General features: G+C 63.2%; 16 protein-coding genes and 1 pseudogene. 11 read left to right on the forward strand and 6 right to left on the reverse strand.

Annotation, left to right across the window (positions count from 1 at the left end; genetic code table 11):
- Positions 1 to 211: 211 nt before the first annotated feature.
- Positions 212 to 1078 (reverse strand): DUF6924 domain-containing protein, encoded by an 867-nt coding sequence (locus LTT66_RS31865; RefSeq protein ID WP_233062229.1) that lies wholly within the window; start codon positions 1076 to 1078, stop codon positions 212 to 214.
- 361 nt (positions 1079 to 1439) lie between these two features.
- Between LTT66_RS31865 and LTT66_RS31870 the strand changes: the two genes are divergently transcribed.
- Positions 1440 to 2081, forward strand: coding sequence for a TetR/AcrR family transcriptional regulator (locus tag LTT66_RS31870; protein WP_233062230.1), 642 nt, complete (start codon positions 1440 to 1442; stop codon positions 2079 to 2081).
- A 776-nt stretch (positions 2082 to 2857) separates the two neighbouring features.
- Here LTT66_RS31870 and LTT66_RS31875 read toward each other — a convergent pair.
- Positions 2858 to 4078, reverse strand: a complete 1221-nt coding sequence (locus LTT66_RS31875) for a PucR family transcriptional regulator (protein WP_233062231.1) — start codon at positions 4076 to 4078, stop codon at positions 2858 to 2860.
- A 346-nt stretch (positions 4079 to 4424) separates the two neighbouring features.
- The gene (locus tag LTT66_RS37555; protein WP_408638699.1) at positions 4425 to 4658 is read right to left on the reverse strand and encodes a hypothetical protein; all 234 of its coding nucleotides are present in this window, start codon (positions 4656 to 4658) and stop codon (positions 4425 to 4427) included.
- A gap of 500 nt (positions 4659 to 5158) precedes the next feature.
- On the opposite strand from LTT66_RS37555, the gene LTT66_RS31880 reads away from it, so the two are divergent.
- The gene (locus tag LTT66_RS31880; RefSeq protein WP_233062232.1) at positions 5159 to 5581 is read left to right on the forward strand and encodes a site-specific integrase; all 423 of its coding nucleotides are present in this window, start codon (positions 5159 to 5161) and stop codon (positions 5579 to 5581) included.
- A gap of 529 nt (positions 5582 to 6110) precedes the next feature.
- Here the strand turns inward: LTT66_RS31880 and LTT66_RS31885 are convergent.
- Positions 6111 to 6626 (reverse strand): annotated as a pseudogene (locus tag LTT66_RS31885) (IS701 family transposase); the annotation flags it as partial.
- Positions 6627 to 7187: 561 nt separating this feature from the next.
- Between LTT66_RS31885 and LTT66_RS31890 the strand changes: the two are divergent.
- The 5 genes from LTT66_RS31890 to LTT66_RS31910 all read left to right on the forward strand — a co-directional run bounded on the left by LTT66_RS31890 (position 7188) and on the right by LTT66_RS31910 (position 9701).
- On the forward strand, positions 7188 to 7409 hold the full coding sequence (locus tag LTT66_RS31890) for a hypothetical protein (RefSeq protein ID WP_233062233.1): 222 nt from the start codon (positions 7188 to 7190) through the stop codon (positions 7407 to 7409).
- A gap of 1 nt (position 7410) precedes the next feature.
- Entirely contained in the window at positions 7411 to 7866 is a 456-nt protein-coding gene (locus LTT66_RS31895; protein ID WP_233062234.1) for a hypothetical protein, read from the forward strand.
- Positions 7863 to 8438, forward strand: a complete 576-nt coding sequence (locus tag LTT66_RS31900; RefSeq protein ID WP_233062235.1) for a hypothetical protein — start codon at positions 7863 to 7865, stop codon at positions 8436 to 8438. The genes LTT66_RS31895 and LTT66_RS31900 overlap by 4 nt, the downstream gene beginning before the upstream one ends.
- Positions 8439 to 8506: 68 nt before the next feature.
- Positions 8507 to 8977, forward strand: coding sequence for a hypothetical protein (locus LTT66_RS31905; protein ID WP_233062236.1), 471 nt, complete (start codon positions 8507 to 8509; stop codon positions 8975 to 8977).
- Between the two features lie 37 nt (positions 8978 to 9014).
- Positions 9015 to 9701, forward strand: a complete 687-nt coding sequence (locus LTT66_RS31910) for a hypothetical protein (RefSeq protein ID WP_233062237.1) — start codon at positions 9015 to 9017, stop codon at positions 9699 to 9701.
- A 47-nt stretch (positions 9702 to 9748) separates the two neighbouring features.
- On the opposite strand, the gene LTT66_RS31915 is transcribed toward LTT66_RS31910, so the two are convergent.
- A protein-coding gene (locus LTT66_RS31915; RefSeq protein ID WP_408638841.1) for an IS5 family transposase occupies positions 9749 to 10560 on the reverse strand; the annotation gives its coding sequence in 2 pieces (ribosomal slippage) (positions 9749 to 10224 and positions 10224 to 10560; 813 coding nt in all).
- Between the two features lie 131 nt (positions 10561 to 10691).
- Here LTT66_RS31915 and LTT66_RS31920 point away from each other — a divergent pair.
- The 3 genes from LTT66_RS31920 (at position 10692) to LTT66_RS31930 (ending at position 13118) form a co-directional block, all read left to right on the forward strand.
- Positions 10692 to 11267, forward strand: coding sequence for a hypothetical protein (locus LTT66_RS31920; protein WP_233062238.1), 576 nt, complete (start codon positions 10692 to 10694; stop codon positions 11265 to 11267).
- A gap of 48 nt (positions 11268 to 11315) precedes the next feature.
- Complete coding sequence (locus LTT66_RS31925; RefSeq protein WP_233062239.1) at positions 11316 to 11840, forward strand: hypothetical protein; 525 nt, start codon at positions 11316 to 11318, stop codon at positions 11838 to 11840.
- A gap of 81 nt (positions 11841 to 11921) precedes the next feature.
- Entirely contained in the window at positions 11922 to 13118 is a 1197-nt protein-coding gene (locus LTT66_RS31930; RefSeq protein ID WP_233062240.1) for a LuxR C-terminal-related transcriptional regulator, read from the forward strand.
- Between the two features lie 158 nt (positions 13119 to 13276).
- On the opposite strand, the gene LTT66_RS31935 is transcribed toward LTT66_RS31930, so the two are convergent.
- Positions 13277 to 14116: a crotonase/enoyl-CoA hydratase family protein gene (locus LTT66_RS31935; RefSeq protein ID WP_233062241.1), complete on the reverse strand. Its 840-nt coding sequence runs from the start codon at positions 14114 to 14116 to the stop codon at positions 13277 to 13279.
- Between the two features lie 404 nt (positions 14117 to 14520).
- On the opposite strand from LTT66_RS31935, the gene LTT66_RS31940 reads away from it, so the two are divergent.
- The gene (locus LTT66_RS31940) at positions 14521 to 15798 is read left to right on the forward strand and encodes a hypothetical protein (protein WP_233062242.1); all 1278 of its coding nucleotides are present in this window, start codon (positions 14521 to 14523) and stop codon (positions 15796 to 15798) included.
- Positions 15799 to 15901: the final 103 nt, after the last annotated feature.

Raw genomic sequence — 15901 nt, forward strand, 5'->3', positions numbered from 1 at the left:
CATGCCTCTCTTCGGTCACGCCGCGAACGCAGGCCGGGTGGCGCGACATACCCCCGCAGAGTCAGCCGAGAATCATTCGGCGACAGGAACCTCAGGAGTCAAACCACCCGACCCGCTGCGGCACGCTACGGGCAGCTACCCCGACCACGAAACCGCTACCGGAGATATAAGTCGGAACCTCAGACCATGTCTCATAGGGATGCATGGTCTGTCAGTAGTGCTCTTCGCGGTAGACGTTGGCGTCGACGCCACAGCCCCACTCACCGAAGCCAGTGTTCGCCAGCTCCATGTTGACGACGAAGGAACCAGCCGCTGCGAGGGTGATCCTGAACGGATCGTCGTCAGCGTCGGGCAGGTTGTTCACGGCCAGCAACGGGAACTCTGCGGAGGCCAGTGCCCACTCGTCGGCGATCAGGACGAGAGTACTGTCAGGCCAGTCCTCGTCATCGCGCCCGATCCGCGCCTGGATCTGATCCACCGTGAAGCCCGTGTAGGCGCGGTTGTCGATGACGGTGATCGACTCGTATCGCCCTGAGTCTCCTTCGAGGGCCTGGAGCAAGCGCGCCCACTCATATGGCTGCTCGAAGGACGTCCGCACCAGGAGCGGACCGGCGGCCTGCTCGATCGTGGAGGAGGGCGGCTCGGGCTCGGCCTCCGTCCGCTCGCCGGGGATGACCTGGATGAGGAAGCGGGGCTTCTTGCCGTCCGACGACCGGTCACTGGCATGGACGCGGATCAGGTAGGGGCCGACTCCCGCGGTGGCGAGATTCTCTTTGCGCACAGGCGCGTATCCGCTGTCGCACAGGGCGAGGAAGCCGGTTGTGGAGATCACGGTGATCTCTTCGACCTCGTCCCATCCGCTGTCTGCTCCCGGATCATCTCCGGCGTAGAGGGTGACGATGGGGTTCTCCAGGGCGCTTCCGGCATCAATGTGCAGCCAGTCTTTCTCGGCGGCCAGGAATCCGCGGCCGCGCGGCGGCTTGCCGGCGTCGGGGTCCATCACGGCCAAATCGCCCCACTCCTTCATCTCGAGCGGCCGGGTGCGGCCGTCTAGGAGCGGCCAGTTGGAACGCTGCATGGAAAACCCCGTCCGTGCTTGCTGTGCCTATCGCGGCCCGTTCACTTTCGTAGTCGTCACGGTGCTCGATGACCAGCCCGACGGCCTTGGTCGCTTCGTCGTGCTCGGCAGGCATGATCTGCCCCAGAAAGAAGGCGGGCATCAAACTCGGGCGACTCGAACATCGTGCAGGACAGCCCGTTCCAGCGCAACGCCAACGAATCACCACCACGGAAGACATTGTCTCAGGCGGCGATGTCAGACCACCATCATCGTTTCGCGGTATCGGCGGGCGTTGTCCAGGTACTCGGCTACACCGCCGCCAGCATGGATACAAACGCGTCTGCTTCTCGATGAGGTTCGATGCTGGCCGGGGCACCCGATGCCCGAGAGAGGTCACCTCGGCCCGCTGGAGCAGGCACCGGCCGACGCTGTCGATGTGATCGCGCGCAGGGCGCACCCCGCGCTGACGGTACTGCTCACCCGCGGAGCCGACCTGTCGCGGGGATACGACATCGCCACCGAGATCACCGCGGCGCGGGCCGGGGACACCACGCCACTGCTGGACCTGCTGCGTCGGCACCCGATTCCCCTGAATCTGTTGCCGGTCCATGCCGGGGAGCCGGACCCGAACTACGTGCACGCGCCGATCTGGTGGGAACTCGTGACAGCGCGGATGAACGGCGAGCTGACCGTCGAACAGATCGCCGCCGAGGCGGGCTTGTCGCGCACCGCCTTTTTCCGGTACTTCGGCAGCAAAGAGGAGCTCGTCCTCGGCAAGATGGGTGAGTTCGGTCATGAGATCGTCACTGCGCTCGCGGCTCGCCCCGGCGACGAGGGGCATTGGGAAGCGCTGCGCCGCTCCTTCGACGTGATCACCGAGCCGGATGCTCGCGAGCCGCGGTCGTTTCTGGACCTGATGCGGTTGCTCGATGATGCCTGCGCCGTGATGACCGTCAGTGGGAGAAGACCCCCGGGCAGGGACGACCTTCGCGCGCAGGCCTTGGTGGCGTCGGCGTTGTGAGTGATGACGAGCAAGGCAGCAGTCGGTTGATAGGTTGCCGTTTCCCTATGCGGAGGCGTTGCGGTTACGAGCCGGGGGGTGTCGCGGACGAGGTGATCGCAGATCACAGCCCACCGCGACCCACCGATAGCCAGCCACAACGACGTGAGACACGGTCTGAGAACCCTGGCCCTTCAGGCTGCGTCGCTTCTACCCGCGGTGGTCGTCGGTTGGCAGCCTGATGTGCACGCATCAGTGCCGCGGCGTCGATATCACCTCCATCGCAATTGTCGACACCGTGGTTGCGGTGGAATGATTTTGCTCCAGAAGTCGTGGCGTACTGCATCCCACAACTTGGCCATTTCCGGAAGGAGTTCTCGTGCTTGTGCGAGATCCGGAAAGTCCTCGGGGCCGAAGGATACGATCGGCGTGGCACCGGATGTCTCGTGGACTGCCACGATGGAGATCAGGTGGTTCTGGAACGGGCGCCATGTCGCGCGCAATCCGCCGACTTCGGTTCGTCGCATATCATCCATTTCTATTTCCAACTCGTCGACTTTGTTCGAGAGTGATCCCCGACCGTTGTCGAGGTCGACCTTCCGTTGATGCTGTTGCGCGATTTTCCATCGGCCGGCTCCGGTGCGGTAACACGCAAAGTTACCTCGTTCACAAAGCGTAGACGTACCGGGTCGTAAAATCCTTCGATCGGCGGCGCTCTCCAGCGCGTGCGATGCCGTTCCGCGGCGCGAGCGGTCGACGCTGATCGACCGGAGTAATCCGCGCCCGCCCGCACCTGCTTACCTTCGGTAAGTGCGGGCAACCAATGCCGAGCGGAGACGCCATAGCCCGCTCGCCATGGTGGGATCGAATCCAGTTAGCTGATCGATCCGCTTGAGCCGGTAATCCACGGTGTTGGTGTGTACGTGCAGTAGCCGCGCGGTGCGCCTGCGGTTCAGGTTGTGCGCTATATGGATTTGCAGAGTCTCCAGCAGTTCCGGATATTCATCCAGTGGATCGAGCAGCGACCCGAGCTGTTCGCGGGCGGGGCCGGGGCGGGTGAGCTGGTATTCCAGAGCCAACTCGTCGAAGTGATACAGGCCCGGCACCGACCCGAGCCGGGTGACCATGTCGAGCAGTTCGTGGGCTTGATCCGCGGCAGTGGGCACGGTGTCGGTAGCGGCAGTGACCTCGGTCGCGGTGATGTGCACGCGGGCCGCCCGCGACAGATGCCCGATCAGTTCCTTCAGGCTGCCCTTGGTGATGTGATCGGCGGGAATGAGCAGGGTGCCGCCGTCGACCGAGAGCAGCGACAGCACGGTGTCGTCGCAGCGGGTGGCCAATTCCGCCTGCACACGCCGGAGTTTGCGACGGGCAACGACTTTCGCGTCCAGCATCGGGTTGGACTCGTCCGGGTGAGACGGGATGGCGAGCGCTATGACCCGATAGCGGTCGGAGATGTCGATGCCACACTCTCGGGCCATGGTGGAGGTGGGGTGTCCGCCGAGCAGCGCCGAGGTGAGCGTGTGCACTGCCGTGTGGTGCTCCGACACGACCGCGCGCAGTTCACGCACATAGGCCGCCGAGACCGCCGTGGTCATGGTGTCGAGCATTTCGACGACGAGTTTGGCGCCGTCGAGGATGCTTCGATAATCAGCCGTGCTGACGGTGGGCATCGGCTCGGTGTCAGCTGAGCCGGAGGCGTGCTGCTCGGCCAAGGCCGTGGACACCACCAGGTCGAAGCCGATCTTGAAGCCCTCATGGATAGCGTGGTGAATGGTACCGATGGGCACGCCTTCACGAGCCCATTGCGATGCAGCCTCCTCGAGTTGCCCGGTCTTCTCTGAAATATTGCTGCCGTCCAGCATGCTGACTGCCAGCTCCAAGCACACGCGGGTGATGATGGTGATGTCGCCATGGATCGCGTCACCAGGCAAGGTGCCGCAGGGGGCGACGGTTTCGACAAAATGCCCGACCATCTGCCGCGACAAGGCGCGCACGTCTTTCAGCGGCAGGGACATGGGCCGACCGGATACAGTGAGTCCTTGCCGTCCGGCGAAGGTGAGAGACATGGTGGAGCTTCCTTCCACCCCCGTTAACTGTGCTATTGCACCAGCGTAACTAGCGCAAGCACGTAGAGAATGGTTTACTCCGAGTAACGTGAATATCGGGAGAGCCGTCAGGCAGCGATGGTGATAGTTCACAATGACGGTTGGCTAGAGCCTCGACCTGATGTGCCGAGAGGCTGGTGAGCTGCGCAGCGCATTTTATCGGCTGTGCGCTCGCCTGGCGCAGGGGAGCGCACAGCGTCGGTGGATCACCCATCGGCGATCTTCTCCAGCAGATCCAGCGCTTCGTGCGCCTTGTTCAGTTCGTCGGACGGCAAGCTCTCCGACAGAATCGCGCGAAAGCATCGTGCAGTGCTCCCTGTTGACCCCGTGCCCAGGCAAGGCCGTCGTCGGTGAGCATCAGGTTCACGCGGCGTCTGTCGATCGGGTCGCGTACGCCGACGAGCAGCCCTTGATCTCGTAACCCGTCGATGACATTGCGCATCGTCCGCGGGCGCAACATCTCCAGGCGAGCCAGATCGGCAGCGGACATGGCTCCGCTTCGATGCAAGCGCCCCAGCACCGCCCACCCAAAAATTGGGAGCAACCTCAGCGACCTGACCCGCCGCTAATTCCGCAGGAGTGGAGTTGTCGGTGCCTGCTGCGATGCTGGTGGACAAGGAGTTTCGGCATGGAGGTCGGTGGTGGAAGACAACGCCCAGGACATGCCAGGGCTGTTCTCGATCGAGATCGCCGCGGACCCGATGCTGGCCGGATTCGCCGCCGCGCTGGCCGACCGCGACGACCTGGCCGCCCGGTCGCAGGAGACCTACCTCGAGCGGGTCGGGCACTACCTCGGCTGGCTGTCCGCCAACCGCGGTCACGACGACGCCTTGCACTCCCACACCGGCCGTGACCGCGCTGTGGACGCCTACCTGAGCGGCGGCGGTCGAGGAACGCGGGATCGTCGGCCGCACGGTCAATCTGACCCTCACCGCGCTCACCGTCTTCTACACCTGGCTCGGTCTGGGCGCCTCGGCCACGCCGCGGGTGGTGGTGGAGCCGATCAACCCCCGCACCCTCGGCCCCTCCGAACAGCGCGCACTGCTGCGCGCCGCCGCGGCGCGCGGGCCGCGCGCGTTCGCGATGATCGTCCTGGCCCTAGACGCCGGGCCCCGCAAATCCGAGATCGCTGCCCTAGCCTTGACCGGGCTGGATCTGGCCGACTGGCCCGGCACCCTCGCCATCACCGACTCCACCGGCGGCACGCGCACCGTGCCGTTGCAGCCGGGCACCCGCGCCGCGCTGGTCGCCTGGCTGGCCGAACGCCGCCGCCTGCTACGCGGCCAGCCCGAACAGGTCGCGCTGTTCCTCACCGAACACGCGCCGCACCGGCGCCTGGCGGTGCGGACCGTCGACGACGCCGTCCGCGCCATCGGCGCCGACGCCGGCCTCGACATCTCGCCGGGCACGTAAAGCCCCTCCGCCACCGGCTGGACCACCGTGGCGGCGGTCGTGGCGGGTATCTGGTAGTCCGCGGGCGCGGCAGCCGCTACCGCGGTGCCCGCGAAACGACACCGAACGGCACAGCCACCGCGAAAGCGATCGCCGATGCCAGTCGTGTACTTCTCATGTCATCCCCCGTCTGCTCGCGACCCCGTCCAGCGCAAACCTCTCCGGACGGCGATCTGTCCTGATATGGCGACGGCCGTCGAGTCCAGCGTCCATGAGGAAGCTCGAAGTCGTTGTCCGTCAATAAGGTTGGACAGCAAGACCGGGTCGGTTCCACCACCGTGCAGAATTTCTGAGTGATCTGGACCACGGTTACCTGAGCCTGCGGCTCAGGGCTACATGGCGATGTCCCCGAACAAGTCGAGCTGCTCACTACCGGTGAGCGCGAGGCGGGTACGCGGGCGCGCCGCCGTGCAGGACGCGGACCCGGTCGCGGTCGGGTGCCTGCTGCCCGAGCCGGGCGGCGACGACCGCCGGGGGGAGGCCTTCGCGCAGCATGCTGGAAGCATTTCTCGATCCGCCACCGAGCCCCCGCGATCCAGGCCAGGTCGGCGATGGTCGACCGGCGGGGTCCGTAGCAGACGTAGTAGGCGATCTCGCCGAGATTGGAGATGCTGCGTCGCGCCAGCAGCCAGTGCCCGGGTTCCCACCCGATACGGATCGGCACCCGCGCCCAGTCATAGTCGCGGGGTCCGTGCGCACCGGCACCAGCGGAGATCCGCTGCCACGCCTTGGCCGGGAGCGCGGCAACGAGCTCATCAGCACGGGCCTTGGTGAACAGGCCGGTGACCACGGTGTCGTTGCGGCGTGTGGCCAGCACGTGGGCGATGTCGTGTTGTTCGAGCCAGACCCGCAGATACTTGACCTGACCGTAGGCTTCATCCGCGGTGAACCACCGAAACGGCACCATCGCCGACACTGCCCGTTCCAGCATCGCCATCACCAGCCGTGGCTTGGTCGTGAACTCCACCTCGTAAGGGATGCCGACGGCGCGGCAGCGGTCACGGTCAACGAGGCACTGAACGTCCTCGACACCGAACACGACGTCAATCCGGCACCGTGCTGCTGGCCGAGTGGCTGACCAAGTACGTCAACAGCGCTCTCCTCGGGTGCGTGTCGGCGACGGCGAGGTTGAAGGCGTCCGGCTGAAGTCTGCTGTGGCGCGCCTGAGGATGCGTAGTCCGGGGTTCGCGACTGCGCCGAGCGGTCCGGTGAGGTCGGATCGGGGGCAGATGGAGACTTCGCGGCCGAGGCGTTCGCCGGGTTGCTGTGTGCCTGAGGTCATAGTGAATCATCGAAGTGAGGCACAACCTAACGTCGTGTACAGCTCTGGGGGTATCGAGGTACCCCGTCCGGGTTAACAGTGGCTCGTTTCGTTGCGTCGCCGCGCATGTCGGCGGAATTATCGCCTTACCGATCGACCCGTCGACTTGACAATTCGTCCGTGGCACGGGTGGTCGAGACACTGTCGAGAAGGTAGTCCTTTTCGGCTGGCCTCGGCCCGATCGGGCGGCTTTGCATCGGAAAATGCACTGGTCTCAGTCATCGAGAAATCATGGGATGGGCGGTCATGAGCGAGCTTTTCAAATTTTTCTCCCAAGAATGGTGCGACGCCGCACTCGACGCTGTAAACAGCAACCCGGCAATCTATGCCGGCTCGAAGTTGCTGATGGCAGGAAGGGTCAAGCTCGTAAAAGGCCCGATGGCGGCGGCCGTTCAAAATGCCAAGGTTTCACAATCGGCGCGACTGCGACATACCGAACGCAATCCAGCTGCTATCGGAGGAAGCTGAATTGACCAGGATCCAGAGCTCGGAATACCTCGTCAACCAGTACGACGAGGAGGGCGGCAATGGTGTGGCTAATAACGTTTCAACGTTACTTGAGCAGAATACTCAGAACACGCCGGGTCGTGCTCTTATTGCACGAAGGATGCGTCACGCCGTGGCGATCTACAGTACCCATACCGTTACGTCTTTCTCTGTTATGTTCGGTACGCCGGGGAATACTGTGTTCCACAGTATTGTCGGAAGTCCGCGCGTCATAGTCTTCGCGACTTTCGATCGGATTCTCGGCGTCTCCCAGTTGCGCATGTCGGCGGGCGGGTTGCTTCCCGTCAGTCTTTTGACCAAGCGAGGCATCACAGTCTTGAAGCAGATCCTTGCCCACCGTCGGCTGGTCGAAGGTCCACCCACGCACCCGGTCACTACGCTCCGGTTGCCGGCAGTGGTCTCGGTGATCGAATCATGACTGCGGTAGCTGTCCTCCTGCAGCGAACGGCCAGCAGGTCCCGGCGGGTGGTAATGCTTCGCGCCGGCGTCGCCCTGGCTGCTGTTCTGCTCACAGTCTTCTACTTGGCGCCGCGGGTCAACAATCTCATCGCGATGCCCAGCAGGCTGGATCGAGCCGTTGTGTCGGCGAACAATTACAACCCGGCTCTCGCGCAGATCGCCGCGCATGAAAAAGAGACAGTCGAGGCGTTCGGCGCCTTGGACCGAATGACCAGGTCGATCGATGATGTCAAACAGTCCGATGCGTCTGTCGCGAAAGAGCTGGAAACGCTGGTGAATCAGCTGCGAACCGATATTCGCGGTGCGCTGGAGAAATCCGCCGGCGAAGTCGATTCCCTCGTCGGCTCACTGAACGAACTGGCTGACCAGGTCGATTCGCTGCGTTCTCCTGTCGCTGGCGCATCCGAGGGGGTTGCGAAGAGCAGCGCCATGCTCGGGGCAGTGCTCGCCGATGTCCAACGTACGGCCGCGCATGTACACGCGACGAGTGCGTCAGCGGGCGCCACAGCCAACGATTTGTCGGGAAGGTGAGCGCTGTGCATTTCTTCGGACGCCCGGGCGGGCCCGCGCGAGCAGCCTGGAGCGTTGTCGCGGTAGGCGTGCTGTCGGTGCTGTTGTTCGTGCTGTTCAGCCTGAATCACCGGCTCGACAACCAGTACAGCGCCAACCGCCAGACTCTGCACAACTCGGTGACGGTGGTCCAGGTCAACGACCGACTCACCAGCCAGCTGAAGCAGTTGACCGATATCACCGCGGCGGCGAAAGGCGCGCTCCAGGCGACCGCGGCGTTGACGCCGGTGCTCGATGAGCTGGAAGCCGCCATCAAGCCCGCGGCGGACCTGCTGTCCTCTGCGGCAAGCAACACCCAGCTGTCCAACGAGCAGCTCACATCGATCTCGTCGGTCCTCGTGCAGGTTCGCGACACCGTAGTACCCCTTGCTGCAGCGACTCAGCATTTCGGTGACCTGGGTAAACAGCTTCTCAACACCGTGCAGACCCTGGTGTCCGATCTCGAGAACGCGGTCACGTCCGCACGGACGATCAACCAAATGCTGCCCTTACCGGGATGAGATCTCCGGCATTTCAACAACCAACAGGACCAGGCAAATGAACATCAGACAGAAGAGCCGGGCTGCGGTGTCGACACTTCGCCGGCGGGCCCACAACGAACAGCGTACTGACATCCCGGCCTCAGCGTTTCCTGACAGGCGGGCCCGGCGCGCCGATGCAGCTCCGGTCAACTGCTTCGCCCGAACGACACGAGCTTTGGGCTGGGTGTCCGCTGGTATGGCCGCGGTGCTTCTCGTATTGGTTGTGACAGCCATACACAATGGCCGGGAAGTGCGCGACAGCGCGACAGACATCGTCACGAACCTCCATACGGTCAATAACTACTTCGACAAGCGGGCAGACTTGACCGCGCCGCAGAGGGCGCGCGCAGAACTGGCTGAGCTCGCCGGAGTCCTCGGCGAATTGGATCGCCTCACTGCTCACAACGCGGACCGAGTCGCCGAGATGCTGCCGGATGCGAAAAAACTGGTCGCAGCCGGCAGCGGAGACGTCACCATCGCACACCAGCTCCGGGACCTCACCAGTGGCCTGGCCGGGGCCGCGCAGCAGATCAACTCGACAGCTGGCTCGGCAGATGGGTCGGTGGCTCAGATCGATACTGCCCTCGCCAAGGCAATCGAACTCGTCACCCAACTCAATTCCGAATTGAAACGGACAACCGACAAGCTGGCGCCCTTGCCCGCGCAAGGCGCCCTGATTCCCGCGCCAGGAGGCCAACGATGATCATCAGAGGACGAACCTTGGCCGGCGTTTTCGCCTTAGACCGTGTCTCATGTCGCTGATTTCGCTTTGGCCAGTTTCTTGTAGCAGGTCAGCGCGGCGGCAAGCGTCAGGAAGCCCAGGAAGTGGGTTCCTTTGCGGTCGTAGCGCAGGTTGAGCCGGTGGTAGCCGGTCAGCCACGAGATGGTTCTCTCGATCACCCAGCGGTGACGGCCAAGTCGTTCGGTGGACTCGATGCCTCTGCGGGCGATGCGCACCGACATGCCGCGGTGGCGAACCCACCGCCGCAGTTCGGGCTGGTCGTAGGCTTTGTCGGCGTGCAGTTTGTCCGGCCGGCGCCGCCGCGGGCCGCGGCGCGACCTCACCGCGGGGATCGCTTTCACCAAGGGTTTCAACGCTTGCGAGTCGTGCACGTTGGCCCCTGAAACCGCCACGGCCAGCGGAATACCCGCCGCATCGGACAACACGTGCAACTTCGAGCCGGGCTTGCCGCGGTCGACCGGGCTCGGACCGGTCATGTCGCCCCCTTTTTCGCTCGCACCGACGCCGCGTCGATCACCGCTCGCGACCAGTCGATCAAGCCTTGGTTGCCCAGCTCATCGAGCACGGCGCGGTGTAGCCGCCGCCAGACACCGGCCCTGGTCCACACGCTGAATCGACGATGAGCTGTCGGCACCGTCACCCCGAACGACGCAGGCAGCATCCGCCACGCGCAACCGCTGGTCAGCACGTACACCACCGCAGTGAACACCGCTCGCTGGTCGACCGGCGCGGTCCCGCCGCCCTGCGTGCGAGGGCTGAACTTCGGCAGCAGCGGCTCGGCCAACTCCCACAGCTCATCAGGAACCAGCCGCCTGGACAACTCATCGACCACGACGAGACATCATGCAACACAACACATCCCGATACACCGGATCGGGAGTCAGAGCGACATGAGACACGATCTTAGCCGGAATTGCTCCGGCAGTCGCACTTTGCGCGGCGAACGGCTTCGTGCCGGGCTGGAGCGACATCAGTGACCCGTTGGGGCGGCCCTCGCAACTGAGCGAGGACGTCATCCACTCCGCCGACCAACTCGACCAGATCACCGCACGTCTAGCTCCCAAGCATGCAGAGCTGTCCCGACGTGCTCAGGTGGTGACTGCGCTGTCGACGAGCCTTGGAGAACTCACCGACGCTGCAGGGCGTCTGCCTGGTGATGCGAGCAGGCTCAACACGACCACGACGGGGCTTGCCGCTGCCGCAATGTCGTTGCCGGGCCTCGTGGGCACGGTCACCGGCCGAGTACAGCAAGCGACACCGCAAGTGGACGCTTTGTCCGGCGGCGTCGGTACCCTCGCCGACCGGCTGGCCGTGCTCAACACCCGTCTCTCGACGGTTCAGTCGAATCTGAGCGAACTGGGGGCGAAAACATCGTCGATCGCATCGACCCTGGCCACGATCCAGGAAGAAGCTGCGCATGTCAGAGAATTCGGTCCCCTCCTGGCAATTGTCGGGCCGCTGGTCAACCAATTGGGCATCCCGCCTTTGGGATTTGAGGCTCCGCCACTGCCTGGATTACCCGAATAGAGCCGCGTACCGCGCGGAATCGAACTCCGATAGAAAGTAGTGCACTCCATGTTCCGGCTATCTTGGGCGCTCGCGCTCGCACTCACGGTCGCGGCCCTGACGGGGATTCTCATCGTTACTCGCGACCTCCATACCACGCGCGATGTCTTCGCGCGCGGTGTGGACGAGGGCCAGACGATTGAAGTGACAACCGACAAGGCGCTCGCGGGGGCCGCTCAGCTACCCGCAACAGTCGATTCGATCACTCGAGGGCTTCCGTCTGTCATCGGTGTATCGCAGTCGATGGCCCGGGCCGACAGTTCGCTGGCAGCAATGGCGACGAACCTCAATACCCTGGCAGCTGCTCTCGGCTCGGCCGATGGGCCGTTGGGTGCGGTAGTCGCGTCCAGTTCGTCTGCCGGCAGCGCGGCAACGGCGGCGGTGCCGCCCGTCGAGCACATCAGCGATACGCTTTCCGCAACCGACGCGAAAGCAATACAACTCGGTCGGCTTCTGGATCAAACCCAAGTTCTGAGTTCTACCATCGATTCGAAGCTGCGCGTAGCGTTGTTGCTGCCGAAAGTCGGCAGGTGACGGACGGTGCCAACGGAGGCGCCGGCAGACGGTCGAGAAGGCGCGAGCGGTGCCTGCGATCGCCGGAGGAGGTACTGAGCTATGCCGATTGAGCTGGCACTGCGTGGAACAGCGCCGACGTCACACGCCGAAACGGATCGCCGGATACGCGCCCGGGTGGCTCAAGCTGATCTGAAGGCCGCTTTGGGTGAAGCAGCCGAGTATCTCGAGCTTCCGACTTGGACACGACCCGACACCGGTAGGAAGCCGACCGAACTTCTGGAATATGTCGAATTCGTCATTGCGCAACTTCTCGAGAGGATTCAGACAACTTTTCTCGCACCTGAGAGGTTGAGCGAGGTCGCGCAATTGGCGGTCAGACTTCAGCGCATTTACGGAGATACGAGGCTAGCCGCGGCTGAAGCGCAGCTCAGAGTGTCGACCACGCCGCGAAGGATGGCAGATCTGTTCTCGTCCGATCTGCCGCCAGCTCGTCTGCTCGAGCACGCTGCGGCCGTTGCCTGTACCGCGTGCGGCCTCGATCGCGCGCTGACATTCCGCGTGTCCGATGGCTATGTACACGTCGCCGGAACGCATTTCATCGGCCACGACGACTGGGCAGCGGACTGTCATCGCTCTGTCATCGAGACGCCGGCCGACCTGAGCACGGGACTACTCGAGACCGAGATGGTTCGCCGCAAGCTGCCAGCGCTCATGACCGACACCCTGCATGATCCGCGTGCGTTCAAACCGATCGTCGAAAGGATCCGCACTCCGGGCTACGTCGCCGTTCCAATTGTGGTGACGGGCAAGGTGGTCGCAACGTTGCACCTCGACGCGTATTTCAGTGGGAGACCGGTAGACGCCACCGATCGTGACGTGGTATCGGTGTTCGCGGAGTCGCTCGGATGGGCGTTGGAACGGTCGATGGCCATCGATCAGTTGCGTCGCCAGCGCAATGCCCTGCGTGACCTGGTCGACCAGGCAGACAGCGGAATCGAGATCGCCACCGGAGCATCGACGGTGCTGAAGCACGTTCCGGCCTCCCCTTCCGTAATCGGCGCTGCTGCCGACGGCGTCGAGCTGCCGAACCGGCTCGTAGCGAGCCTAAGCCGGCGAGAGGTCGAGGTCTTGCAGCTCATGACAAACGGGGCTACCAACGCAGACATCGCTCAGCGGCTGGTATTGGCAGAAGGTACGGTGAAAACACACGTCAAGCGAATTCTGCGAAAACTGCGCGCCTCGAATCGGGGGCAGGCGGCCGCGATCTACTTGCGCTACTCCATGACTCGCCCCTGACCTCGTAGCAAATCGCTGCTTATCGTCTGCGAGGCCAGAGGTGCTCGATCGAGGCGCTACTTTCGTCGCGGATTTGCGCTGGTCCTGAGCAACTTTGCCGTCGGGCCCAGGATAGTTAATGGCCGGGCCCCACGAAGAGCTGGCAATCAAGCTATCGGTTACTGTCCGCGGAAGGTGGCTGCGCGCTTCTGGGTGACGGCAGATATCGCTTCGTTCACGTCGTGGGACGGCAGAGTTACTGCATTCCATGTGGCAACGTAGTTCAACCCGTTCGACACGAAGTCGTGGTCTGCCACATTGAGAATATGCTTGATTCCTTGCACTGCCAGAGGGGGATTGGCCGCAATCCGCTCGGCGACTTCGCGAGCATGATCGAGCAGCCGTTTGTGATCGGGAAGCACCAAATTGACGAGGCCCAGCTCGCTGGCTCGCTCGGCTGTCACATCATCGCCCGTCATTGCCAACTCGCGTGTGTGGCCTTGGCCGATCAATTGCGGAAGGCGCTGCAAGGATCCCAGATCTGCGACGATACCTATCTTCACTTCTCGGACGCTGAAGATCGCATCGGTCGATGCGAAGCGGATATCAGCGCCGGATATGAGATCGACCGCTGCGCCGATGCACCATCCATGGACAGCGGCGATAACGGGTTTGGGGCAATCCGCCAATGCAGAGGCGGCCTTCTGGGCAACGACGATGTTGCGGCGAAGGGCATGACGTTCAGTGGCAAGTCCGCCATCTTGAAAAGCGCGCCCGAACATCGACGTCATGAGAGTGAGGTCGATGCCGTAGGAGAAGTGCGGACCAGCCGCTGCGAGGATGATCGCACGGACCTCGTCGTCGCGGCCCAGTTGTTCGAACAGCAGCGGAACCTCGTGCCAAAAATCTGGCCCGAGCAGATTTCCCCGCTTCTCGGTGCTCACGATGACTGTGGCGACGTTGTCGCTTACCTCGACGATAAACGAGTCCCAATCGCTACGGATGTCTACCTTGGTCAATCGACGCTCCTACTTCGTGTCCGATGTCGTCGAAACGATACCACTGGACTGTTGTGCTACCGGAGGAGATAACACCATAGTCGACCTTCGGTGGACAGTTTTAACCATAAATAGATACAGGGCGCGCGGGAAGAATTGAGTGATCCACTCATGTCGGCAAAATTATCAGAGCCGAGCTCGAACGGCCGCATAAATTTTTTATTTCCGATACCTCGAACGGGGTAATTGCGTGCCTCGGGATAGGTAAAGAATCAACCGGTGTCTTGACTGAGGTGTATCAGGATTTCAACATCAGCTAGCAGTTCATGTGGTGCGCAAGGCGCCGACGATAGTTGCGATGCGCGGCATTGCAATCAGCCACGCGGATTGCCCGCGAGAATTCAACTTCTGGAGGAGTTCGACCAATGACGCTCAACCTGGACCACAGGACTCGATACCGCGATCACAACGTCGACCAGGTTTTGGGGCGGCACTTGCCTGGATCGCCGTCACCGATTCAGTATGATTCGGCGGTTATTGCGGGTAATGGCATCGGCGCTCAAGTTTTTGCTGCCCAACTGGCTAAGAGCCCCCAATTCGCCGGAAAGGTGACGATTGTCGCTCCTCCACTGATCGAGAGCAGGCGTCTGATCAACGGAGTGAGCCTGCGGGGTGTCGCAGCTGACTTCATCTCCTATGCCCTCGGCATCGATCACGCCACCCTCCTCGACACGATTGCCGGCCGCGGCAATATGCCGGTCGCACATCGTCAAATGGCGTCGATGACGGTGAGGCGCGGCGCCGATGTGCGGTTTACCCGCCCCGCCACATGGCAGGGAAGCCGCGGCGACGGACGTCCTGAGCCCATCCTCTACGGCGTGCGGAACAGCCGGCTCGTCGGTGGTATTCGTGAGTTGCTGGCTGGGAGTCCGGTCACCTTCGTCGACGAGAAGGTCGGTTCCAGCGACCATCTGCGAACCTTTGCGGCCGGCAAGAAGCCGTTGCTGGTGAATGCCACGACTATCCCGAGCCTGCTGGGTGGTAGCGCGGACAAACCGAAGCGGTTGGTGCTGGCAGTCCAGGCGCCTCTGATTGCCTCATCGCCCAAAGGGCCGGCCCGAGAAGCGACGGCGTTCGCGCCGTTGATTCGCAGGGAAGGCACGATCGACGTCGGCTACTTCACTCCGTTCAGCGACCCGGAATCTCCTCGGTCGACGTGGTACGGCATCTTCGCCCGGGTTGTCGACGCTGACTCGCGGTTCGACAAGGAGCGTGAGCACCGGATCATGGTCGATGAACTGGAAGCTGTGGCGGCCGGGATGGGGCTCACACTCGACGATCCAGACGAAACGCTCGCCAAGGCTTTGGTTCCGGCATCGCCGTGGGGGAAGATCCCGCCGTCGCAGCCGGGCACTTTGGACCTCAAGAGGATGTATTCAGGCGGCGCACCGTGTTTCTATGCCGATGGCATGGTTTCCTCCGCCATCGGCGGTGTCGTGGGCGCCCAGGCAGTTGCGACCGGAAATGATCCCGACGCCGCGATCAGGAACGCACTGAGGCGCTACCGCTGGCACAACTTCCTGTGGTGGGTCGAGACCAACAAGATCCCGATTCTGGCCGACGTGTTGATGCGCGTCAGTGGTCGCACCGCGATGTTCTACCCCCACACGGCCGGCCTTCGACTCTGGCGTTCGGCCGCATAGGCGTGAAATGGCGGGCGTGATAGCCCAGCGTAGTCGTGGCGGCGCAGTGAACCGTGCTGAGCGACAGCCTGAAGACCTCTGCACGAATTGGCCAAGGGAGCTC

The sequence above is a fragment of the Nocardia gipuzkoensis genome, from assembly GCF_021183645.1.
Lineage (GTDB): Bacteria > Actinomycetota > Actinomycetes > Mycobacteriales > Mycobacteriaceae > Nocardia > Nocardia abscessus.

Bases quoted from the DNA above. Each gene is read 5' to 3' on its own strand.
- LTT66_RS31900 (WP_233062235.1), top strand. From the start codon at position 7,863: ATGACTGCGGTAGCTGTCCTCCTGCAGCGAACGGCCAGCAGGTCCCGG.
- LTT66_RS31930 (WP_233062240.1), top strand. From the start codon at position 11,922: ATGCCGATTGAGCTGGCACTGCGTGGAACAGCGCCGACGTCACACGCC.
- LTT66_RS31875 (WP_233062231.1), bottom strand. From the start codon at position 4,078: ATGTCCCTGCCGCTGAAAGACGTGCGCGCCTTGTCGCGGCAGATGGTC.
- LTT66_RS31870 (WP_233062230.1), top strand. From the start codon at position 1,440: ATGCCCGAGAGAGGTCACCTCGGCCCGCTGGAGCAGGCACCGGCCGAC.
- LTT66_RS31925 (WP_233062239.1), top strand. From the start codon at position 11,316: ATGTTCCGGCTATCTTGGGCGCTCGCGCTCGCACTCACGGTCGCGGCC.
- LTT66_RS31890 (WP_233062233.1), top strand. From the start codon at position 7,188: ATGAGCGAGCTTTTCAAATTTTTCTCCCAAGAATGGTGCGACGCCGCA.
- LTT66_RS37555 (WP_408638699.1), bottom strand. From the start codon at position 4,658: ATGTCCGCTGCCGATCTGGCTCGCCTGGAGATGTTGCGCCCGCGGACG.
- LTT66_RS31910 (WP_233062237.1), top strand. From the start codon at position 9,015: ATGAACATCAGACAGAAGAGCCGGGCTGCGGTGTCGACACTTCGCCGG.
- LTT66_RS31865 (WP_233062229.1), bottom strand. From the start codon at position 1,078: ATGCAGCGTTCCAACTGGCCGCTCCTAGACGGCCGCACCCGGCCGCTC.
- LTT66_RS31940 (WP_233062242.1), top strand. From the start codon at position 14,521: ATGACGCTCAACCTGGACCACAGGACTCGATACCGCGATCACAACGTC.